This window comes from Saccharomonospora piscinae, from assembly GCF_005862235.1.
Classification (GTDB): Bacteria; Actinomycetota; Actinomycetes; order Mycobacteriales; family Pseudonocardiaceae; genus Saccharomonospora; species Saccharomonospora piscinae.
On sequence record NZ_VCEK01000005.1, the window covers coordinates 118,001 to 140,153 of the forward strand.

Below are 22,153 nucleotides of genomic sequence, written 5' to 3' on the forward strand. Positions count from 1 at the left end.
TGAAGGGAGCGCACTGTTGGTGATGCGGCAGACACGACGGCAGTTCCTGCGAGCGGTGGGGGTCACCGGTGGGGCGGGAGCCCTCTACGGGGCGATGGGGGCACTGGGGCTGGCGCCCGTGGCCGCCGACACCCCCACCTTCGTGCCACCCCGGCCCGGTGATCTGGGTGGGCGGCCCCCTCGTTCGGTGGTGATCCTCGGTGCCGGTATGGCCGGGCTCACCGCGGCCTACGAACTGCGCAAGGGCGGCTACGACGTCACGGTGCTGGAGGCCCGGCGACGTCCCGGCGGCCGGAACTGGACGGTCCGCGGCGGCGACACCGAGACCGACCTGAAGGGGGAGCGGCAGACGGCCGGGTTCTCGCGCGGGGAGTACCTCAACGCCGGGGCCGCCCGCATTCCCCAGCACCACGTCACCCTCGACTACTGCCGCGAACTCGGCGTGCCGATCGAGGTGTTCGCGGGGACCAACGCGGACGGCTACCTCTACCAGGTAGGTGACCACGACCTCTCCGGCGTGCCCGTCAGGCACCGGGCCGCGAGGGCGGACGTGTACGGCTACGTCTCCGAACTGCTGTCGAAGGCCACCGACCAGGGCGCCCTCGACGCCTATCTCACCGGCGAGGACCGGGAGGCCCTGCTCGCGTTCCTGCGGCTGTTCGGTGACCTCGGGCCGAAAGTGGACGGTGACCCGGCAGCCAGCTTCCGCTACACCGGAACCGGCCGCCGCGGCTACGAGATCCCGCCGGGCGCCGGGACCCAGGAGGGCACCCCGCTGCCGCCGCACCCGCTGAGTGACGTGCTGGCCAGCCGCATCGGCTACTACTTCTCCCTCGAACTCCGGTGGGAGCAGGCCATGATGATGTATCAGCCCGTGGGCGGGATGGACCGGATCGCCCACGCGCTCGCCGACGCGGTCGGGAACCAGCACGTTCACTACGGCACCGAGATCCGCGCCGTGCGCAACACCACCGATGGTGTCGAGGTCGACCACACCGGTCGCGACGGTCGCATGCGGACACTCGCGGCCGACTTCGCGATCTGTACGCTCCCGCCGGGTATCGCGGCGCGCCTGTCCGGCAACCTGCCGACCGAGGTGCGCGACGCCCTGCGTACTCCCGAGGTGCTCGACGTGGGCAAGCTGGGCGTCGAGTACTCCCGGCGCTGGTGGGAACTCGATCACCGCATCTACGGCGGCATCACCAGCACCAACACCGACCTGCTCAACGTCTGGTATCCGTCATACGGTTTCCACGGCCCGCGCGGCACGCTGCTCGGCTACTACAACGAAGGCCCCTACGCGGCGGACTACGGAGAGCTGCGGCACCCGCAGCGGCTCTCCCGCGCGCTGGACCGGCTCACCGACATCCACGGCGAGTCGGCGGCGCGCGACGTGGCCTCGGCATTCTCCGTCCACTGGACCGACATCCGGCACAGCGAGGGTGCCTGGGTCATGTGGTCCTCACGCGAAGGCGCGTACGAGCGGTTGCTCGAACCGGCGGGCCGCGTCTACTTCGCGGGCGACTACCTCAGCCACGCCAACGCCTGGCAGCACGGTGCGATGGTGTCGGCCAGGTCGGTCGTCGAGGCGCTACACGAGCGCGTGGCGAGCTCGTGACGGATGTGCCGTGAAGGCCACCTGCACCGCGGATAACGCAGCGAAGGTGGCCTTCGCGGCACCCCACCACGCGGGGACGGGCACCACGAGCGCTCAGGCCGCTTCGTCCTCACGCCGGTCGGCGGTTCCGCGACGCGGGCCGCGGACGAACTCACGCCGTTCCCGCTCGGTGAGCCCACCGAAGATGCCGTGGTCGAGCCCGTTGTCCACGGCGTAGCGCAGGCATTCCCGCCGCACGGGACACCGCGCGCACACGGCCTTCGCCCTGGCCGCCTGCTGTGCACCCGGCCCCATGTCGGACACGGGGAAGAACAGTTCGGGATCCTCGTCACGGCAGGCGGCACTGGACCGCCAGTCGAAATTCCTCATGGGCGTGCCGCCTCCTTTCCTCTGGATACGAAATCCGCAACCGACGTGACAACGCGCCACACCGCATCGCTATTCCGGTCGCCGCCTCCTGGGCACAGGAACCCGCGCGAGATCCCGTGCGACCACGATGCCGCCGCCGAATACCTCCGACGCCTCATTCCGAAACGCCCCCATGTCCGCGTAGCGCTGCGAGAAATGCGTGAGCACCAGCGTGCCCACCCCGCTCTCGGCCGCCACCCGCGCCGCCTGCCGGGCCGTCAGGTGGCCGTACCGGCCCGCCAGTTCCCGTTCCGAATCCAGGAACGTGGCCTCGATCACCAGCAGGTCCGCGCCCGCCGCGAGCGCGAACGCGTTGTCACACAGGCGCGTGTCCATCACGAACGCCACCCGCTGCCCCGGCATCGGCGCGCTCACCTCCGCCTCGGTGACGGTGTGGCCCCCGACCGTGATCACACCGTCCCGTTTGAGCCGTCCCACCGCGGGGCCCCGCACGCCGTGGCGCTCCAGCAACCTCGGCAGCAGCGTGCGCCGGTCGGGTTCGACGAGGCGGTAGCCGACCGTCTCCACCGGGTGATCGAGTGGCAGCGCGTGCAACTCGCCGAACTCCCCGTGCGCCACGACTCCCGCGCCGGTGACCGGCTCCTCGACCAGATCCGTGACCTCGTGGAACACACTCGCGTGCCGCAGCCGCGCGAAGTACTCCCGCCCCGACGCGGGGTAGTGGGCGCGAACCCTTCGCACCCCGTCCAGCGACAACCGCTGCACCACTCCCGGCACCCCGAGACAGTGGTCACCGTGAAAGTGCGTGAGGCACAGCCGCGTCACCGCGCTCGCGGGCACCCCCGCGAACGTCAGCTGCCGCTGCGTACCCTCGCCCGGATCGAACAGCAGTCCCTCCGAATCCCACCGCAGCAGGTAGCCGTTGTGGTTACGGGCGCGCGAGGGCACCTGGCTTCCGGTGCCCAGGACGACCAGCTCGCGATTCGACACGCCCACGACGGTACGGCGGGACTCGCACGCACCGCACCCGAATTCCGCGCGATCCGGCTGGTCCGGCACGGTGGCCGCGTCGGCACCCGGAGCGCATACTTTCCCCGTGCCCACACCGTCGGCCGGGGCCACCGGCAGCACCGAGTCCACACCGGACTGGATACTCCACGTCGATCTCGACCAGTTCATCGCCGCCGTCGAGATCGCCAGGCACCCGGAGCTGCGCGGCCTGCCCGTGGTCGTCGGCGGCGCGGGCGACCCGGCCCAGCGCGGCGTCGTGGCCACCGCCTCCTACGAGGCCAGGGAGTTCGGTGTGCATTCCGGTATGCCGCTGCGGACGGCGGCACGCCGCTGTCCCGACGCCGTCTTCCTCGCCTCCGACCCGCCCGCCTACGAGGAGGTCTCGGAGCGGGTGATGGCCGTGCTGCGCGAGTTCCCGGTGGTCGTGGAGGTGGCGGGCTGGGACGAGGCGTTCCTCGGTGCCCGCACCGCCGACCCGGAGTCGCTGGCCCGCGCGGTGCGTCGTGCCGTGGCCGAGCGCACCGGACTGTCGTGCGCGGTCGGCATCGGGGACAACAAGCACACCGCCAAGCTGGCCACCGGCTTCGCCAAACCCGGCGGAGTGTCCCGGCTGACCAGGGCGAACTGGACCGAGGTCATGGGACAGCGGGCGCCCGACGCGCTCTGGGGCGTCGGCGCCAAGACCCGCCGCAAGCTCGCCGACCTCGGCATCACCACCGTCGCCGCTCTCGCCGCCGCGGACCCCGGCGAACTGGCGAGGGCGTTCGGCCCCACGCTCGGCCCCTACTACCGGGTGCTCGCCCACGGCGCGGGCGACCGCGACGTCACCGCCACCCCGTACGTGCCCAAGTCCCGCAGCAGGGAGACCACCTTCCAGCACAACGTCTCCGACACCACCGAGCTGGGGCACCACCTGGACGGGCTGGCCGCCAGGGTGGCCGCCGACGTCGTCGCCGAGGGCCGCCCCGCCGCCCGCGTCGCCGTGAAGGTGCGCTTCGCTCCGTTCGTCACGCACACACGCAGCGTGACGCTGCCTGCTCCCACCTCGGACGCCGCCGAACTCACGCGGGCCGCGCGCCGGGTCTTCGACCGCTTCACGGTGGACCGCCCCGTGCGCCTGCTCGGCGTCCGGGCCGAGTTCCCGGCGGAATGAGGCCGGACACACCGGTGTTGGACCCCATACGCGTCGCCGGTGTCGTTACCCTGCACTACGCTGATGCGGCACTCGAACAGTTGACCGAACTGCTCGACGAGCCGTGACGACACCGCGTTTCACGATCTGGGAGAGAGCGAGCACGTGACTGCCTCTGCGGAGAACTTCTACGGGGCCGACGACCTCACGCACCTGGAAGGTCTCGAAGCGGTCCGCAAGCGGCCCGGGATGTACATCGGTTCCACCGACAGCCGGGGCGTCAACCATCTCTTCACCGAGATCGTCGACAACTCCACCGACGAGGGCGTCGCGGGCCACGCCACCAGGGTCGTGGTGACGCTGCACGCCGACGGCAGCGTGGAGATCGCCGACGACGGGCGCGGCATCCCCACTGGCACCCACGGCAAGTCGGGCCTCAGCGGCGTGGAACTCGTGCTGACCCGCCTGCACGCGGGCGGCAAGTTCGGCGGCTCCGGCTACAAGACCTCGGGTGGCCTGCACGGCGTCGGTGCCTCCGCGGTCAACGCGCTGTCGTTGCGGTTCGACGTCTCGGTCCGGCACGGTGGCAAGGTCCACGAGATGTCGTTCGCCCGCGGCGTGGCCGGCGTCTTCGACGGCCCCGGGCCCAAGGCCAAGTTCACGCCCCAGTCGGGACTGCGGCTCGCCCGCAAGATGAAGCGGGGCGAGTCCACCGGCACCACCATCCGCTACTGGTACGACGCGCGCTATTTCGAGCGCGGCGCCGAGCTGGACGTCGAGCTGGTGCGCACCAAGCTGCGGCACACCGCCTTCCTGGTCCCGGGCGTCACGTACGTGCTGCGCACGGCCACCGACTCGGCCATCAACGAGGAGACCTTCCACTACCCCCACGGGCTGGTGGACATGGTGGAGTTCCTCGCGCCGGCCGGTGACCGCGCCGTCTGCGACACCCACCTCATCACCGGCGAGGGCACCTACAAGGAGAACGCCGCCGACGCCAACGGCGTCATGCAGTCCAACGTGGAGCGGCGCGCCGAGGTGGAGATCGCCCTGCGGTGGGGGACCGGCTACGAGCGCACCGTCGTGTGCTTCACCAACACCATCCGCAACGTCCACGGCGGAACACACCGCAAGGGCTTCGAACGCGGCCTCGTCAGGGCGGTGCACGACGCGATCTCCAAGACGCGCGGCCTGCTCAAACCCAAGGAGGACCCGCCCACGATCGACGACGTGTGCGAGGGCATGACGGCGATCGTCCACGTGCGCATCCCCGAACCGCAGTTCACCTCCCAGACCAAGGACGAGCTCTCCACCGCGGGCATCACCAAGGTGGTGCAGGGTCTCGTCGAGAAGCACATCAAGGCGTGGGCCGAACACCGCAGGACCAAGGCCGAGGCCAAGACGGTGCTGCAGAAGATCGTCGACGCCTCGCGCGTGCGGCTCGCGCAGAAGCAGCAGAAGGACGCCGCCCGCCGCAAGACCGCGCTCGAAGGGGCGGCCATGCCGCCCAAACTGGTGGACTGCCGCAGCACCGGCGTCTCCCGCAGCGAACTCTTCCTCGTCGAGGGCGACAGCGCCCTGGGCTCGGCGCGCATGGCCCGCGTGTCGGAGTACCAGGCACTGTTGCCGCTGCGCGGGAAGATCCTCAACGTGCAGAAGGCCAACCTCGGCGACGCGCTGAAGAACGCCGAGATCGCCTCCATCGTGCAGGTGCTGGGGTCGGGCACCGGGCGCACCTTCGACGTCGCCTCGATGCGCTACGGCCGAGTGGTCCTCATGGCCGACGCGGACGTCGACGGCTCCCACATCCGCACCCTGCTCATCACGCTGTTCGCCAGGTACATGCGCCCGGTGATCACCGACGGCAGGCTCTACGCCGCCATGCCGCCGCTGCACAAGATCACCACGAAGGGCCGCAACGCCGAGACCCACTACACCTACACCGAGCGGGAGATGGAGGCGAAGGTCTCCGAGCTGGAGCGCCGCGGCAAGCAGATCGTCAAGCCGGTCCCGCGCTTCAAGGGCCTCGGCGAGATGGACGCCGACGAGCTGTGGGACACCACGATGAACCCCGCGACACGTTCGGTGCGGCGCATCACCCTCGACGACGCCGAGGCCGCCGAGGCCGCGCTGGAACTGCTGATGGGCGAGAAGGTCGAGCCCCGGCGCAAGTGGCTCATCACCTCGGCCGAGCGGGTCGACCAGGCCGCGATCGACATCTGACGCGACGGACACACCACAGGAAGCGACGAACAAGTCATGGCACGGCGCAAGAACACCACCACCCGCGTCGACCCGGCCGCGTTCGACCAGGCCGGTGCGCGCGTCTTCGAGAACCCGGTACGCACGGAGATCGAGGACTCGTACCTGGAGTACGCGTACTCGGTGATCCACTCCCGGGCGCTGCCGGACGCGCGCGACGGGCTCAAGCCGGTCCACCGCCGGATTCTCTACTCGATGCACGAGAACGGCTACCGGCCCAACCACGCCTACGTGAAGTCCTCGCGCGTGGTCGGTGACGTCATGGGCCGCTACCACCCGCACGGTGACACGGCCATCTACGACGCCATGGTGCGCCTCGCGCAGGACTTCTCCATGAACGTCCCGCTGGTCGACGGGCATGGAAATTTCGGATCTCCGGACGACGGACCGGCGGCCTCGCGTTACACCGAGGCACGCATGTCGCCCGAGGCCATGCACCTGGTCGGGGAACTGGGCGAGGACACCGTCGACTTCCGCCACAACTACGACGGCTCGCTGACCGAGCCGACCGTGCTGCCGGCCGCGTTCCCGAACCTGCTGGTCAACGGCACATCAGGAATCGCGGTCGGCATGGCGACCAACATGATCCCGCACAACCTCGGCGAGGTCGTCGCCGCCGCGCGGTGGCTGATCAACCACCCGAACGCCTCGCTCGACAAGCTCATGGAGTTCGTGCCGGGTCCCGACCTGCCCACGGGAGGGCAACTGCTCGGACTCGACCAGGTCCGCAAGGCGTACGAGACGGGCCGGGGCGTGGTCCGGATGCGGGCCAAGGTCACCACCGGGCCGATCGAGGGCAGCCGCAAGCAGGGCATCACCGTTACGGAACTGCCCTACGGGGTCGGGCCGGAGAAGGTCATCGAGCGCATCACCGAGGAGGTCAACAAGCGCAAGCGGCTCACCGGGATCTCCGACGTCAAGGACCTCACCGACCGCGAGAACGGCACCAAGCTCGTCATCGAGTGCAAGGTGGGCGTCAACCCGCAGGCACTGCTGGCCGATCTCTACCGGCTGACGCCGCTGGAACAGTCGTTCGGCATCAACAACCTCGTGCTGGTCGAGGGCCAGCCCAGGACGCTGGGGCTCAAGGAGCTGCTGGAGGTGTTTCTGGCCCACCGCTACGAGGTGGTGACGCGCCGGACCCGCTACCGCAGGCGCAAGCGTGAGGAGCGGTTGCACCTGGTCGAGGGCCTGTTGAAGGCCCTGCTCGACATCGACAAGGTGATCAAGCTGATCCGCGGCAGCGAGAACGCCCAGGCCGCCAAGGACGGCCTGATGAAGCGGTTCGCGCTCTCGGAGATCCAGGCCGCCTACATCCTCGACACGCCGCTGCGCAGGCTCACCAAGTACGACAAGATCGAGCTGGAGTCCGAACAGGACAGGCTGCGCGAGGAGATCGCCGAGCTGACCGCGATCCTCGACGACGAGTCGGTGCTGCGGAAGGTGGTGTCGAAGGAGCTCGCCGCGGTGGCCAAGCAGTTCACGGCGCCGCGCCGCACGGCGCTGGTCGACGGTGATCTCAAGGAGGTGCTCGCCGCGTCGCAGCCCGCGGGCCCGCTGGAGGTCGCCGACGATCCCTGCCAGGTGATCCTCTCGGCCACCGGGCTGGTCGCGAGGACGGCGGCCGAGTCCGAGGAGGCGGTCGAGGGCCGCAGGCGCAGCGGCCGGGCTCGCCACGACGCCATCGCCGCGATGGTGCACACCACCGCCCGCGGGCAGGTGCTGCTGGTGACCAACCGAGGCCGGGCGTTCAAGACCGACGTGCTGCCGCTGCCGGTGCTGCCCCAGTCGTCCGGCACGGTGTCACTGCGCGGTGGCATGACGGTGCGCGAACTCGTCCCGCTGGAGGGAGACGAGCGCGTGGTGGGGCTCGCCCCGCTCGGTGAGCAGGCGGAAGCCTCGCCGGGCCTGGCGCTCGGCACGCGCCGGGGAGTGGTGAAGGTGTGCGCTCCCGACTGGCCGGTACGGGCCGACGAGTTCGATGTGATCACGCTCAAGGACGACGACGAGGTGGTGGGCGCCGCCTGGCTCACCGACGGCGCGGAGGAGATCGCCTTCGTGTCCTCGCACGCCTCGCTGCTGCGCTTCGATGTCGCGCTGCTGCGGGCGCAGGGACTGCGAGGCGGCGGGGTCGCGGGCATCAACCTGACCGGAGACGCCGAGGCGGTGTTCTTCGGGGTGGTGCGCACCGACGACGCCGAACACGGCGAGCCTCTCGTGGTGACGGCCACGGGCGAGACGGTGAAGGTCACGCCGCTGGCCGAGTACCCGGCCAAGGGGCGCGCGACCGGCGGAGTGCGCGCGCACCGCTTCCTGAAGGGCGAGACGCGGTTGAGGCTGGCCTGGGTGGGCCCCCGGCCCGCGGGGTCCACGGCCAAGGGCGAGGCCGTGGAGCTGCCCGAGACCGACCCGCGCCGGGACGGGTCGGGTGCCGCGCATCCGGGACCCGAGGTGGTGGGGCACCAGATCGAGCGGGCCTGACGGCCCGCCGTGCTCACGGGGTGTCGGCGGCCCAGGCGGCGTAGTCGGTCCAGGCGAGCAGGCTTCTGCCGCTGGTGAACCGGTGGTGGCGGCCGGTGATCGGGTCGTCGAACTCCAGTGCCCTGGCCAGCAGTTGCAGCGGGCGGGTGAAGTCGTCGGGTGCGGTCTCGGTGAGTACGGGATAGAAGGTGTCGCCGAGGATCGGCACCCCGAGCCCGCTCATGTGGACCCGCAGCTGGTGGGTTCGGCCCGTGGTCGGCAGCAGGCGGTACCGGCCCAGCCCGTTCGCGTGGTCGAGCAGTTCCACATGGGTCTCCGCGTTGGGCTCGCCCGGCACCGTGCGGGCGGTCAGGACGCCGCGTTTCTTGAGGATGCGGTCGCGCACCGTCCTCGGCAGGTCGAGGCCGTCGTCGTGCGGCGCGACGGCCTCGTACTCCTTGCGCACCCGGCGGTGCTGGAACAACTGCTGGTAGGGCCGCCGGAGTTCGCGGCGGGTGACGAACAGCAGCAGTCCGGCGGTCACGCGGTCGAGCCGGTGTACGGGGGTGAGTTCCGGGATGCCGAGGTCACGGCGCAGCCGCACGAGCGCGGTCTCGGTGACGTGGTCGCCGCGCGGGGTGGTGGCGAGGAAGTGCGGCTTGTCGGCCACCACGAGGTCGTCGTCCTGGTGAACGATGCCGATGTCGAACGGCACGGGGACCTCGTCGGGCAGCTCGCGGTGGAACCACACGAACGCGTTCGGCAGGTACGGGGAGTCGGGTGTGACGGGCCCGTCGAGCGTCACGAAGCGGCCTTCGGCCAGCATCGCGTCGATGCGTTCGGGCGGCAGGCGGTCGAGCCGCCGCACCAGGTAGTCGCGCACGGTGTCCCACGGACCCTTCGCGGGCAGCCGCACCCGGGCCGCGTCGAGGCCGTCCCGCTGCGGCAGTGGGGACGGTGGGCGCCGCGCACGTCTCATGGCCGCACTGTAACCGGTGCCGACCCCCGTGCCGCTCCGTGTCCGCAGCCTGCGTAGCCGTGTCCGCAGCTCCCGTAGCCGTGTCCTCAGGCTGGGTAGCCGTGTCCGCACCTCACGATGGTCCCCCGCCCGGGACGACCAGGCCCGACTCGTAGGCCAACACCACGAGCTGGGCGCGGTCGCGAGCGCCCAGCTTCGTCATCGCCCTGCTGACGTGGGTCTTCGCCGTCGCGGGGCTGATCACCATGTGCCCGGCGAGCTCGTCGTTCGACATCCCACGTGCCACGAGCGCCACCACCTCGCGCTCGCGCGGAGTGAGGCCGTCCAGAGCCGCCGGATGCCGCCCCGAAGGGGGCCGCGCCGCGAACGTCTCCATGAGCCTGCGCGTGATCCCAGGCGAGAGCAACGCGTCGCCCCGTGCGGCGACGCGCACCGAGTGCAGCAGGTCCACCGGCTCGATGTCCTTGACGAGAAACCCGCTCGCGCCGGCCCGCAGGGCGTCGAACACGTACTCGTCGAAGCCGTAGTTCGTCAGCATCACGACGTGGACGCCGGACAGGCGGGCGTCGGTGGCGACCCGCCGGGTGGCCGCGATGCCGTCGAGGCCGGGCAGCCGGATGTCGACCAGGGCCACGTCGGGAACGTGCTCACCGATCGTGGCGAGGCCCGCCATCCCGTCGGCGGCCTCGGCGACCACCTCGATGTCGTCCTCGGCGTCGAGTAGCGCCCGGAATCCGCCGCGCACGAGGGCCTGGTCGTCGACGAGCACCACCCGGATCATCGGCGTTCCCACGGCAGGACGGCCTCGACGGTGAAACCGCCGTTCGGGCGGGGCTGGGCTCGCAGGGTGCCGCCGAGCGCGGCCGTCCGCTGCCGCATCCCGCGGAGCCCGAATCCGGGGCTCGGGTCGCTGTCCGGGTGGGCCATCCCGTCGTCGTCGATGCGCACGGTGACAGTCTCGTCGCCGTAACCGACGCTGACCCTCGCGGTGTCGGTTCCGGCATGGCGCGCGACGTTGGTCAGCGCCTCCTGCACGATGCGGTAGGCCGTCGCGTCGACGTCGGCGGGCAGCGGCACGGTGTCGCCGTCGACGGCCACCGTGGTCCGCACACCGGCCGCCGACGCGGAGCGCACCAGCTCGGGCAGCCGGGCCAGGCCGGGGCGGGCGTCGTCGTGCAGCACGTCGAGCGTCGTCCGCAGCTCGTGGCTCGCGTCCCGGCTCGCCCGCAGCACCGCGAGCAGTGCGTCGGGGACGTCCTCGCCGCGCTTGCGGGCCAGATGCACCGCGACCTCCGCCTGAATCTTGATCACCGAGATCTGGTGCGTGAGCGAGTCGTGAAGGTCGCGCGCGATGCGGAGCCGCTCCTCGCCGGCGCGGCGCAGGGCGACCTCCTCGCGGGTCCGTTCCGCCTCGGTGGCGCGAGCCTCCACCAGGGCGAGGCGGGCCCGGCGCTGGCGGGTGACCTCGCCGAGCACGACGGACGCCACGAACCAGCCCACCGGCAGCACCGCGGCCTGCCACGCCCGCGCTGTCGGCAGGTCGCTCACCGAGGCGAGGTTGTCGGCCACCGCGAACACCAGCAACGGGCCCGCCACGGAGACCGCCGCGATCCGGTGGCCTGCCGCGACCGCCGTGTAGAGGGCGACGAGCACCGGAACCGTCGCGACGGGCCCGGGGTCGGTACGGAGGGTGTAGGCGAGCCCGAACGCGAGGGTCGCCGCCAGGACCACCAGCGGCGCGCGTGACCGGGCGACCAGCGCCGCGCAACTCGCGAGCAGGAGCCCGAGGTCGAGCACCCCGGTGTCGTGCGGGCCGAGCACGGCGTCGGCCAGGGCGAACCCGGCCACGCCAACGGCCAGGGCCGTGTCGAGCGCATCGCCCCGCGTCAGGCGGATCGGGCTCGGCACTCGTGGCAGTGACAACGGCACGAGCGAAGCGTAGACCGTGCGCGGCGCTGGGTAATCCCACGACGGGCGTACGACCACGGGAGTACGTCGGGCGGGCGATCGCCGCCGTCGCGCCGACGCGGAGCGGCCCGGGTGACGGCCACTATCGGCACGACGGCGAAGTGAGCGAGCGAAGGAGGCGGGACATCATGATGCTCGTCGAGGTCCACACCAGGGCTGGCGTGCTGACGGCGGGACAGCGCGCGGAGATCAACCGGCGGTTCATCCAGAGCACGACGGGTGACGACGGCGAGGGGCACGCGCCCGAGACACTGCGGGAGGCGCGACGGTGGATGCGGCTGGTGTTCCACGAGGCGGCGGACAGCTTCGTCGACGAGGAACGCGAGAGCGGCGACGTGCCGCCCCGGTTCCTGGTTCGGGTGAGTGTGCCCGGGGCCTGGCGTAAGGACACGGCGGGGCATCTGATCAAGGAGATGACGCGCGCGCTCGCCGAGGTGGCCTGTGGCGACCGGGCGTTCGAGCAGCCCGACGTCTGGGTGCACGTGCTCGGGGTGCCGGAGGGCGGCATCGGTGTCTTCGGCACGCCGATGGGGGCCGAGGACCTGGTGCGGCTGCTCACTCGGGCGCACCGGGAGTCCCCGCGGCGCCCCGAGCGAATGCCGGAGGGAAGCGGTTACGACCCGGTGTGCGGCATGGTGGTGCCGCTGCGTCATGCCGCCGCGGTGGCCGAACACGACGGCGAGACGTACGCGTTCTGCAGCAAGGGCTGCCACCACGTGTTCACCGAGGACACCGTGTCCGCAGACTAGGTAGCCGAGTTCGCACCGCACGATGCGGACACGGCTACGCGGGCTGCGGACACGGCGTCAGGGGGCGGGCGGGCGGCGGGCGGCCAGGTCGAGAACCTCCCTGGCCGTCTCGGCGTCGGTGATGAGGGTCGTCACCGTCTTCGAGCGCAGCACCGCGTCGATGGCCTCGGCCTTCGGGGTGGTGTAGCCGAGCGCGATCACCTCGGGAACGCGGCGGAGTTCGTCGTGGCTGACGGCGAGCACATGGTGCGACAGGCCGGTGTCGAGTGCGTTGCCGTCGGCGTCGAACAGCCGGGCGGCCACCTCGGCCTTCGCGCCGCGGGCGCTGATGGCGTCGCGTTCGGCGGCCGACAGGGCGTCGTACACGGTGGACTCGCCCTCCCGCCACGCGCCGATGCTGACGACCGCCTTGGTGAGGTTGCGGTAGCGGCGGAAGGTTTCCACGATGCCGGGCTGGCGGCGCAGGATGTCGGTGGTGCGCCGGTCGGGCAGCACGAGCGGCGCGTAGATCGGATACGACTCGCCGCCGGCGACCGTCGCCAGCCGGGACACGGTCTCCACGGTCCGGTCGCGCATGTCCATGCCGGCCTGCACTCCGCAGAGCTGGACGATGGGGCACCGGGGAAGTGCGCGGATGTGCTCGGTCATGACGTTGACCGACCGGGCCCACGACAGGCCGATGACGTCGTCCCTGGTGGCCAGTTCGGTGAGCAGGCGGGCGGCGACGACGCCGACGCGCTGCCGGAGCTGCGGCCGGGTCTCCCCGTCCTGCGCTCGTTCGAGCACGAGTGCGCGACGGAGACCGTACGCGGCGCGCAGCTCGCCGGACAGGCCCGGCTCGACGGGTTCGGGTAGCGAGAACTCGATGCGGACCAGGCCGGTTTCCCTGGCACGGTCGAGGATGCGCGCGATCCGGAACCGGCTGATGCCGAGGTCCTGCGCGATCTCGACCTTGGAGTCCCCCTGTACGTAGAAGCGGTGGGCGATGGTGGCTGCTTCGACGGCGTCAAGCAGGTTCCACGGGCGATTTCGTCCGCTCATCTGAGCAGATTAGCATCCCGTTACCGAGGTGATGTTGACGTATCGGCCGAAAAAGTCGTTCAATGCCTGCGCATCTGAGAATCAACTAAGGGCAATATGCTCATATGAGCAGGGGAAGGTGGGCTTCCATGCGTGCGGCTGTCGTGGACGAACCCGGGAGAATCAGGGTCGGTGACGTGGGCGAACCGAAGCCCGGGCCCGCCGACGTCGTCATCCGCGTGGGCGCGTGTGGCATCTGCGGCACAGACCTGCACATCGCCGACGGCCACTTTCCCCCGACGCCGTATCCGATCGTGCCGGGTCACGAGTTCGCGGGCGAGATCGTGGAGGTCGGCCAGGACGCCCCCGGCGGGTGGGCGGTGGGTGACCGCGTCGCCGTGGACCCGTCGCTGTTCTGCGGTCACTGCGGTCCCTGCCGGGCCGGGCACGGCAACCTGTGCGCCAACTGGGGTGCCACCGGAGACACGGTGGACGGTGCGTTCGCCGAGTACGTGGCCGTTCCCGCGTCGACCTGTCACCGCATGCCCGAGGGCATGACGTTCGCGCAGGGCGCACTGGTGGAGCCGGTGTCGTGCGCGGTCCACGGCATCCGGCGGGTCGGTGTGGAGGCGGGGGAGCGGTTCCTCGTCATGGGCGCGGGCACGATGGGCCTGATCCTGCAGCAGTTGCTGCTGCGCGCCGGGGCCAAGGTCACGGTGGTGGACCGCAACGCGGACCGGCTGCCGAGGGCCACGCGCCTCGGTGCGGACGCCGTCGCGGGCGACGCCGCCGAACTGGACGGTGAGACGTTCGACGCCGCGGTGGACTGCACGGGCGCGGTGCCCGCCATCGAGGCCGCCTTCGACCGGGTGCGCCGGGGTGGGCGGCTGCTGGTGTTCGGTGTCGCGCCGGAGGAGGCGCGGGTGTCGCTGTCGCCGTTTCGCATCTACAACGACGAGATCACCATCGTGGGGTCGATGGCCGTGCTGCACAGCTACGGCGCCGCGCTGGACCTCGTCGCGCAGGGCGCCGTCGACACCGACGAGCTGGTGACCCACTCGCTGCCGCTGGAGCGCTTCGGTGAGGCGCTGGAGCTGATGCGCGGTGGCACCGGTCTCAAGATCCAGGTTGTTCCGGGGGGCGAGTGAGGATGCGCCGAGCACAGGGTGGACGCCGACGTCGCCGCTTGCCCCTGCTCCTCGTGGCCGCGCTGCTCGCCGTGCCGGGGTGCGCGGGCGCGGGTGCGCTCGGCGCGGACGGTGGGGCACTGACCATCGCCATCGTGGCCAACCCGCAGATGAACGACGCGATCGCGCTGTCGGACCGGTTCGAGCGCGAACACGGCGTCGAGCTGAACTTCGTGTCCCTGCCCGAGAACCAGGCTCGTGCCAAGATCACGGCCTCCACGGCGACCCAGGGCGGCGAGTTCGACCTCGTGATGATCAGCAATTACGAGACGCCGCAGTGGGCGGCCAACGGCTGGCTGACCGATCTCGGGCCCTATCTCGAGGCGAACCCGGACTACGACGCCGACGACTTCATCCCCAGCATCCGGGACGCGCTGTCCTACGAGGACTCGATGTACGCGGTGCCGTTCTACGGTGAGTCGTCGTTTCTCGCCTACCGCGAGGACCTGTTCGAACAGGCGGGGCTGACCATGCCGGAGAACCCGACGTGGGAGCAGATCGCCGAGTTCGCCGCCGTCCTCGACGACGACGAGGCCGGGGTGGCCGGGATCTGCCTGCGCGGCAAACCCGGCTGGGGAGAGAGCCTGGCGCCGTTCACGACGGTGGTGAACACCTTCGGCGGGCAGTGGTTCGACCAGGACTGGAACGCGCGACTGACCTCGCCGGAGTTCCGGGAGGCGGCCGAGTTCTACGTGAACCTGGTGCGCGAGCACGGCCAGGTGGGTGCCTCCAACGCGGGATTCACCGAGTGCGGCACGCGCTACACACAGGGCGAGGCCGCCATGTGGTACGACGCCACGGTCATGGCCGGGACCAACGAGGATCCCGCCAGCAGCAAGGTCGTCGGCAAGTCCGGCTACGCGCCCGCCCCGGTGATGGACACCGAGGCGAGCGGCTGGCTCTACACGTGGTCGCTGGCGATCCCGGCGAGCACCGAGGACAAGGATCTCGCGTGGGAGTTCCTGAGCTGGATGACCGACAAGGACTACGTGCGCCTGGTCGGTGAGGAACTGGGGTGGAACCGGGTGCCGCCGGGCTGCCGCCAGTCGACCTACGAGATCCCGGAGTACCTCGAGGCGGCGAGCGCGTACGCGCAACCGACGCTGGACGGGATCTCGCACGCGAACCAGGACGAGACCATGACCGAACCGGTGCCCTACGAGGGCATCCAGTTCGTGGGCATTCCCGAGTTCCAGGACCTGGGCACCCGGGTGAGCCAGCAGCTCTCCGCCGCCATCGCCGGGCAGCAGTCCGTGGACGAGGCGCTGCGGCAGTCACAGGAATACGCCGAGACCGTCGGCGAGTCGTACCGGGAGACCCGATGACGACGACACTGCCCGACACCACCACCGTGTCCGCGCCCGGACCCCGGCAACGCGCGCCGCGCCGCGAGGGGGCGTGGCGGCGCAGGGCTCCACTGCTGCCCGCGCTGATCTTCACGATCCTGGTGACGCAGATCCCGTTCCTCGTGACCGTGGTCTACTCGTTCCAGTCGTGGAACCTCGTGCGGCCCGGATCGCAGCACTTCGTGGGCTTCGACAACTACGTCGACGTGCTCGCCGACAGCCAGTTCCGGGGCGCGCTGTTCAACACCGTGGTGCTCACCGTGGTGTGCGTTTTCGTGTCGATGCTGCTGGGGTTGGGGCTCGCGCTGCTGCTGGACCGGGCGTTTCCCGGCAGGGCGGTGGTGCGCACGCTGATCATCACGCCGTTTCTGATCCTGCCCGCGGCCGGGGCGCTGTTGTGGAAGACGACGATGTTCGACCCGACGTACGGGCTGGTCAACTTCGTCTTCGGCGGTGACACCGACTGGCTGTCGGCGTATCCGCTGGGGTCGGTGATGGCGCAGATCGTGTGGCAGTGGACACCGTTCATGACGCTGCTCATCCTCGCGGGGCTGCAGGCGCAGTCACGCGAGGTGCTGGAGGCCGCGCAGGTGGACGGAGCGGGCCGGTGGCGCACGTTCGCGTCGATCACGCTTCCCCAGCTCGGCCGGTACCTGCAGCTGGCCGCGCTGCTCGGCGCGATCTACATCGTCAACTCGTTCGACGCGATCTACCTGATGACCCAGGGCGGGCCCGGCACGGCGAGCACCAACGTGCCGTTCTACCTCTACCAACGGGCCTTCGAGGGCTTCGATGTCGGACAGTCGTCGGCGATGGGGGTCATCGTCGTGGTGCTGACGTTGCTCGTCGCCACGTTCGCCCTGCGCGTGATGTTCCGGTCCTTCGATGTGAGCGGAGGCGTGAAATGAGGCTCGGTCGCGCGTCCCTGACCGCGTTCACGTGGCTGGTGGCGATCCTGTTCGTGTTCCCCGTCGTGTGGATGGTGGTGACGGCGTTCAAACGGGAGGCCGACGCCTACACCGATCCCCCGTCGGTGGTGTTCACGCCGACGATGGAGCAGTTCGCGGGGGTCGTGGAGCGCGGGTTCCTGCCCTATCTCGCGAACTCGGCGTTCGTCACGGTGACCTCGACGCTGTTCGTGCTGCTGCTGGGTATCCCCGCGGCGTACGCGCTGTCGCTGGCGCCGGTGAAGCAGACGGCCAACGCGCTGGGCTTCTTCCTGTCGACGAAGATGCTTCCGGTCGTGGCGGCCATCATCCCGCTCTACGTGATCTCGCAGAACGTGGAGCTGCTCGACCACGTGTGGGCGCTCGTCATCCTCTACACGGCGATGAACCTGCCGCTGGCCGTGTGGATGATGCGGTCGTTCCTGCTGGAGGTGCCGAAGGAGATGATCGAGGCGGCGCGCATCGACGGTGCGTCGCTGCCGGTGCTGCTGCGGCGGGTGGTGCTGCCGGTGGTGGCGCCCGGCATCGCGGCGACGGCGCTCATCTGCGTCATCTTCGCGTGGACGGAGTTCTTCTACGCCATCAACCTGACCGCCGCCCGCGCGGGCACGGTGCCCGTGTTCCTGTCGGGGTTCATCACCAGTGAGGGGTTGTACTGGGCCCAGCTGTCGGCCGCGGCGTTGCTGGCCTCGCTCCCCGTCATGATCGTCGGGTGGGTGGCGCAGAAGCACCTGGTGCGCGGGCTGTCCATGGGCGCGGTGAAGTAGCCGCGCCCCGCCTCTCCCGCCCGCCGAGGGTTGATCGCGCGGTCGTCCGGGAACCCGGATGCCACAGCCGTGGTCGCTCTCGGCGGCGGGAGGTGTGAACCGTGCGATCGGTCGCCATCGCGACACTCGCCGTGGTGCTGCTGTGCGGCGTGACCTCGTGCGCCGACGATCCCGGCCCCGGTGGGCAGGACTCGCCCCCGTCGCCTCCCGCGCGCACCACCACGCCGCCCGACTCCCGCGTACCCGAACCGGTGACGGTGCGCGGCACGGTGGTCGAGGGCGTGGAACCGAACTGCCTGGTGCTGGAGACCGGCGAGCGCGAGTACCTGCTGCTTGAGGCGGGCGCCGAGGTGCGGCCCGGCGCCGAACTGGTCGTCCGGGGCACACCGCGTCCCGGCCTCGCCACCACGTGTATGCAGGGCACACCGCTCGTCGTCGAGGACACCGGCCCCGTCACGGGAGCGACGTGATGCGGCGTGACGCCGACCCGCCCCGGCTGCGGCCCGCCGCGCAACCCCCGGTGCCCCACCGGGACGTGCTGGCCGGGCTGGCCGGCGCTGTGGTGTTCCTCGCCGGGGTGTGGCTGGTGGTGTCCCCGTGGGTGATCGAGCATCCCGCCACCGCGGCGGGGCCGGACTCGGCGGTGACGGACATCGCCGCCGGCCTGCTGCTGGCCCCGCTGGGTGGCATGCGGGCCGTGTCGCCGTTCGCCGCTTCCTGGCCGGGGTGGGTCGCGTTGATACTCGGAGTGTGGCTCGTCGTCGCGCCGTTCGCGCTGGGCTATCGCGGGGACGAGGCGGGCGCCGCTCGGGCGAACGATGTCGTCACCGGGGCCGTTGTCATGCTGGCCGCGGTGACCGGGCTGTACCTCGGTGCGCGCTGGGGCGGCGCAGGACGACGCGGGCAAACGGCGAGATGAGCGGGAGGTCGGCGTGATGGCGAGCTGGTCGGCGGTGGAGGCGCGGGACGCGGTACTCGCCTGCTTCGACGGTTCCGAGGGAGGCCGCAGGGCCGTGTGGTGGGCCGCGGGTGAGGCGGCGGCCCGGGAACGGCCCCTGCTGATCGCGTGGTCGCTGGAGTGGGAGCCGCCGCGATCGCAGGAGGAGCTGGCGCAGGCCAACGTCGGCGCGCACGAGATCGTCAAAGAGACCCGGCGGGAGCTGGACGAGGTCGCCGCGGACTGCCGCGCGCTGTACCCGGGTCTGACGGTACTCACGACACTGCCGGACGGGGCCCCCGAGGTCACGGTGGCGCGACTGGCCGACGAGATCGGTCCCGCGCTCGTGGTCGCGGGCGCGTCGGGGCGAGGTGCGCTCTCCCGCATGCTGCTCGGGTCCACGGTCGCCTACTTCGCCAGGGCGCTGCGGCAGCCACTCGTGGTGGTGCGCGGCGAACCGGCCCCGCCGGAGGCACCCGTCGTGGTCGGCGTCGACGGATCGGGGACCAGCAACCGTGCGGTGGACTTCGCGCTGAGCTTCGCCGACCGGCACGGGGTGCCGCTGCGGGCCGTCCACTCGTGGACCGACTGGCCGCTCGACGTCTACGCCACCGCACCTCCGGCGCAGGTCGGGCTCTACCACATGGACGACGCCGTGCAGGAGGCCGCGCGCGAGCAGTTCGAGGAGGTGGCGCGCCGCTACCCCCGGGTATCGGTGCGCTGGGACGGTGTCGCCGACCGTCCCACCCACGCGCTGCTGGAGCGGGCGGAGGGCGCACGGCTGTTGGTGGTCGGCAGCCACGGCAGGGGGCCGGTGACCAGGGCGCTGCTCGGGTCCGTCAGCCACGCGGTGCTCTACCACGCGCCCTGCCCGGTGGCGGTGCTGCGGAGCAGGCCGGAGGACGAGGAGAACGGCTGAGCGGGAAGGGGCCGCGTCATGGCGTCCGGTCGGCAGAGCGGGGTGATCTCGCCCGGGCTGTACGCGCGAGAGGTCCGGACGCCGGACCCGGTGCGCTCCTGCTCTTCGGGCTCGGCGCGGTGGTGAGTTTCCTCGTGGTCGAGGCGTCGGCCACTAATCTCTACCGCCGCTCCCTCGGCGGCGACCCGGAATCTGGCGTGAGGCCAACAGGGCCGTCATCGATCAGCACGGTGACAGTGTCTCCCGCCCAGATCAAGGTGCAGGTGATGGATTGACACTGTCCGACGACGTCGTGATCCCATTATTCGGATCTGTCGCGATTGTTTCCAGCAAATCCTGATTCATCATGGCTTCCATGCCGTTGTCATCGATCCCGATGTATGTGCTCTCTAGGTCTATATCAGTGGCGAGAAACCAGCGCCGATCTGCAGGCCACCACAGGTTCATCGCCTGAAATCTCCACTTGAACACTGATTGCTTTGCCGTGTCGATCGCGCCCTGAAAAACGATGTAGTCCCGACCGGGTAGGCGCAGGTGTGCCGCTTTGGCGATATCGAGCCTCCGAACATCGGCCCAACCGGACCACAGTGCAAAAAAACAGTTGTCTGGCGTGTCGGTGCACCTGCGCAACACTTCGACCACCGATCCTATGATCTCCGGTGGCAGAGTTCCCTGTTCCGGCGGGTCTGTCCAAGGCCCATACTTCCCTTCGTTCTCGTTGATCCCGCTCTCGTACTGCTGCAACCGTAGTCCCACTAGGTTTGGGAACTGAACCAGTGGATGAAATACGCGATTCGTGTACGCGGCGATCTCTTTCCACTGAACCATCCGCTTCCCCTTGGGCCGTTCCTGATACGCGGGGTGAAGCAGACGTACGTATTGCGGATACATATCGGGAACCAATGCCCGAATGTTATCCCGCGGGGCGTCATGGAGAACGGGTGCGAACCATCCCGTCACGTCCGCACTGTTCGATAGTACTTCCCACGGTTCGAATCGCGAGATCGCCATTAGGAGTATTATACCGTTGGCTCGGCCGGTGTGATCCCGGTTCCGCGCAGCTTTTTCGCGATCTCGTCCGCGCTGCTCCGGGAGATCCTGCCAGCAGCCGGGACTGCAAGCGGGTCGTGAACCCAAGCACGAGGCCGCACGCGACGATGATCGGCGCGTGCGGGAGTGACGAAATCGGGGAAGCCCGTGACCGGACCCCGACGGGGTGCTCCCGCGCTCAAACCCCCGTGCGGCCGCCGCCGTCCGGGCGGTCGGACTTGTCCTCGCCGTCCTCGGCGGCATCCCCGCCGTCCTCGGCGGTGTCGGCCGGTTCCCGCTCGGGCTCCGCGGGCGCCTCGCGGGAAGCGTGGTGTTCCGCCACGGCGAGCACCACGCCGCGCACCGCCGCGAGCACCGGCACGGCGAACAGCACGCCGGCGATGCCGCCCTCGGCGCCTCCGATGACCAGCGCGACCAGTACCACCGCGGGGTGCAGGTTGGAGAAGTTGCCCTGCAACACCGGTTGCAGTACCTGTCCCTCCAGTTGCTGCACGGCCAGCACCACGCCGAGGATGATCAGCGCGGCGGGCAGGCCGTTGCTCACCAGTGTCACCGCCACGGCGAGAAAACCCGACGCCACGGCGCCGACGTAGGGGACGAAGCCGCCGATGAACACCAGTGCCGCGAGCGGGACGGCGAGTGGCACGCCCACGACCGCGAGCCCGATGCCGATGCCGAGGGCGTCGATGAGGGCCACCAGCGCGGTCACGCGCACGTAGAGCACCACGCCCCGGTAGGCCCTGCGGCCCGCGTCGTCGACGATCTCCCGGGTCCCCGGCCGCCACGGCAACAGCGTCGCCGCCCACAGCCGGGGCCCCGCGTGCAGGAACATGATGAACAGCACCAGCGCGATCACCAGGCCCACGACGAACGAGCCCACCGTGCTGAACGCCGTGAGGGCCTGCGTGAGGACCGTGGACTGGTTGCCGCCGATCCAGTCCTGCGCGCGCCCGACCAGCTCGCCACTGACCGGGAACGGGCCCTGGTTGAGCCATCGTTGGAGGCGTTCGATGCCCTCCAGGACCCGGCCCTGGAGATCGTCGTACGACTCGATGATCGACAGCACCACGAAGGTGACGAGCCCGCCGACCACGATCAGTCCGAACACCAGCGCCGCGAGCACGGCCAGGAACCGGGGCCAGCGGCGGCGCGTCAGCCACGACACGACAGGTTCGAGCATGGCCGTCAGCAGCAGGGCCACGAACAGCGGAATGAGTACGTAACTGAGGTGCTTGGCCACATTGCGCAGTGCCCAGAGCACGGCGAACACGGCCAGCAGCTGTACCGAGGTGACGGCGGCGCGACGGAGGGTCCCGGACGTGAACCGCACGGCCGGTTCCGGCATGACACCTCCTGCGGGCGCTCGCTGATCCGGGGCACGGGTAGCCGGTGCCGTCCCCCGCGAAACCAGCCGTGAGGTGGAGCCCGCGCG

At 70.5% G+C, this 22,153-nt stretch carries 20 protein-coding genes; 12 read left to right on the forward strand and 8 right to left on the reverse strand.

From position 1 onward, the window contains the following. Positions 1 to 22: 22 nt before the first annotated feature. Positions 23 to 1,618 (forward strand): flavin monoamine oxidase family protein, encoded by a 1,596-nt coding sequence (locus FFT09_RS20015; protein WP_138383648.1) that lies wholly within the window; start codon positions 23 to 25, stop codon positions 1,616 to 1,618. Positions 1,619 to 1,711: 93 nt separating this feature from the next. Here the strand turns inward: FFT09_RS20015 and FFT09_RS20020 are convergent, their stop codons facing one another. Together FFT09_RS20020 and FFT09_RS20025 are read right to left on the reverse strand one after the other, a co-directional pair. Then, complete coding sequence (locus FFT09_RS20020) at positions 1,712 to 1,987, reverse strand: WhiB family transcriptional regulator (protein ID WP_138383649.1); 276 nt, start codon at positions 1,985 to 1,987, stop codon at positions 1,712 to 1,714. 69 nt (positions 1,988 to 2,056) lie between these two features. Further along, entirely contained in the window at positions 2,057 to 2,977 is a 921-nt protein-coding gene (locus tag FFT09_RS20025) for a ribonuclease Z (RefSeq protein ID WP_138383650.1), read from the reverse strand. 106 nt (positions 2,978 to 3,083) lie between these two features. Between FFT09_RS20025 and FFT09_RS20030 the strand changes: the two genes are divergently transcribed. The 3 genes from FFT09_RS20030 (at position 3,084) to FFT09_RS20040 (ending at position 8,873) form a co-directional block, all read left to right on the forward strand. After that, positions 3,084 to 4,151: a DNA polymerase IV gene (locus FFT09_RS20030; protein WP_176218336.1), complete on the forward strand. Its 1,068-nt coding sequence runs from the start codon at positions 3,084 to 3,086 to the stop codon at positions 4,149 to 4,151. A gap of 144 nt (positions 4,152 to 4,295) precedes the next feature. Beyond that, positions 4,296 to 6,353 (forward strand): DNA gyrase/topoisomerase IV subunit B, encoded by a 2,058-nt coding sequence (locus FFT09_RS20035; protein WP_138383651.1) that lies wholly within the window; start codon positions 4,296 to 4,298, stop codon positions 6,351 to 6,353. A gap of 36 nt (positions 6,354 to 6,389) precedes the next feature. Continuing rightward, complete coding sequence (locus FFT09_RS20040; protein ID WP_024876769.1) at positions 6,390 to 8,873, forward strand: DNA gyrase/topoisomerase IV subunit A; 2,484 nt, start codon at positions 6,390 to 6,392, stop codon at positions 8,871 to 8,873. A 13-nt stretch (positions 8,874 to 8,886) separates the two neighbouring features. Here the strand turns inward: FFT09_RS20040 and FFT09_RS20045 are convergent, their stop codons facing one another. The 3 genes from FFT09_RS20045 to FFT09_RS20055 form a co-directional block, all read right to left on the reverse strand. Continuing rightward, complete coding sequence (locus FFT09_RS20045; RefSeq protein WP_081194026.1) at positions 8,887 to 9,831, reverse strand: RluA family pseudouridine synthase; 945 nt, start codon at positions 9,829 to 9,831, stop codon at positions 8,887 to 8,889. Between the two features lie 112 nt (positions 9,832 to 9,943). After that, positions 9,944 to 10,612: a response regulator gene (locus tag FFT09_RS20050; protein WP_138383652.1), complete on the reverse strand. Its 669-nt coding sequence runs from the start codon at positions 10,610 to 10,612 to the stop codon at positions 9,944 to 9,946. Then, complete coding sequence (locus tag FFT09_RS20055) at positions 10,609 to 11,760, reverse strand: sensor histidine kinase (protein WP_244231430.1); 1,152 nt, start codon at positions 11,758 to 11,760, stop codon at positions 10,609 to 10,611. Before FFT09_RS20055 ends, FFT09_RS20050 begins: the two co-directional genes overlap by 4 nt. 167 nt (positions 11,761 to 11,927) lie before the next feature. Between FFT09_RS20055 and FFT09_RS20060 the strand changes: the two genes are divergently transcribed. Then, positions 11,928 to 12,548, forward strand: a complete 621-nt coding sequence (locus tag FFT09_RS20060) for a YHS domain-containing protein (protein WP_138383653.1) — start codon at positions 11,928 to 11,930, stop codon at positions 12,546 to 12,548. 57 nt (positions 12,549 to 12,605) lie between these two features. Here the strand turns inward: FFT09_RS20060 and FFT09_RS20065 are convergent, their stop codons facing one another. Next, positions 12,606 to 13,589 carry a sugar-binding transcriptional regulator gene (locus FFT09_RS20065; protein WP_138383654.1) on the reverse strand — a complete coding sequence of 328 codons (984 nt, stop codon included), beginning with the start codon at positions 13,587 to 13,589 and terminating at the stop codon, positions 12,606 to 12,608. A 128-nt stretch (positions 13,590 to 13,717) separates the two neighbouring features. Here FFT09_RS20065 and FFT09_RS20070 point away from each other — a divergent pair, with 128 nt between their 5' ends. From FFT09_RS20070 to FFT09_RS20100, 7 genes are all read left to right on the forward strand, one after another. Then, entirely contained in the window at positions 13,718 to 14,716 is a 999-nt protein-coding gene (locus FFT09_RS20070; protein ID WP_024876763.1) for a zinc-dependent alcohol dehydrogenase family protein, read from the forward strand. A 2-nt stretch (positions 14,717 to 14,718) separates the two neighbouring features. Next, complete coding sequence (locus FFT09_RS20075; protein ID WP_138383655.1) at positions 14,719 to 16,080, forward strand: ABC transporter substrate-binding protein; 1,362 nt, start codon at positions 14,719 to 14,721, stop codon at positions 16,078 to 16,080. Next, positions 16,077 to 17,009 carry a carbohydrate ABC transporter permease gene (locus FFT09_RS20080; RefSeq protein ID WP_024876761.1) on the forward strand — a complete coding sequence of 311 codons (933 nt, stop codon included), beginning with the start codon at positions 16,077 to 16,079 and terminating at the stop codon, positions 17,007 to 17,009. Before FFT09_RS20075 ends, FFT09_RS20080 begins: the two co-directional genes overlap by 4 nt. Further along, positions 17,006 to 17,815: a carbohydrate ABC transporter permease gene (locus FFT09_RS20085; RefSeq protein ID WP_138383656.1), complete on the forward strand. Its 810-nt coding sequence runs from the start codon at positions 17,006 to 17,008 to the stop codon at positions 17,813 to 17,815. The genes FFT09_RS20080 and FFT09_RS20085 overlap by 4 nt, the downstream gene beginning before the upstream one ends. 101 nt (positions 17,816 to 17,916) lie before the next feature. Beyond that, on the forward strand, positions 17,917 to 18,285 hold the full coding sequence (locus FFT09_RS20090) for a hypothetical protein (protein ID WP_138383657.1): 369 nt from the start codon (positions 17,917 to 17,919) through the stop codon (positions 18,283 to 18,285). Then, positions 18,285 to 18,734, forward strand: coding sequence for an SPW repeat domain-containing protein (locus tag FFT09_RS20095; RefSeq protein ID WP_138383658.1), 450 nt, complete (start codon positions 18,285 to 18,287; stop codon positions 18,732 to 18,734). Before FFT09_RS20090 ends, FFT09_RS20095 begins: the two co-directional genes overlap by 1 nt. 16 nt (positions 18,735 to 18,750) lie before the next feature. Then, entirely contained in the window at positions 18,751 to 19,671 is a 921-nt protein-coding gene (locus FFT09_RS20100; RefSeq protein WP_138383716.1) for a universal stress protein, read from the forward strand. 252 nt (positions 19,672 to 19,923) lie between these two features. On the opposite strand, the gene FFT09_RS20105 is transcribed toward FFT09_RS20100, so the two are convergent. Next, on the reverse strand, positions 19,924 to 20,682 hold the full coding sequence (locus FFT09_RS20105) for a hypothetical protein (protein WP_138383659.1): 759 nt from the start codon (positions 20,680 to 20,682) through the stop codon (positions 19,924 to 19,926). A gap of 217 nt (positions 20,683 to 20,899) precedes the next feature. After that, on the reverse strand, positions 20,900 to 22,066 hold the full coding sequence (locus FFT09_RS20110; RefSeq protein ID WP_138383660.1) for an AI-2E family transporter: 1,167 nt from the start codon (positions 22,064 to 22,066) through the stop codon (positions 20,900 to 20,902). Between the last annotated feature and the right edge of the window lie 87 nt (positions 22,067 to 22,153).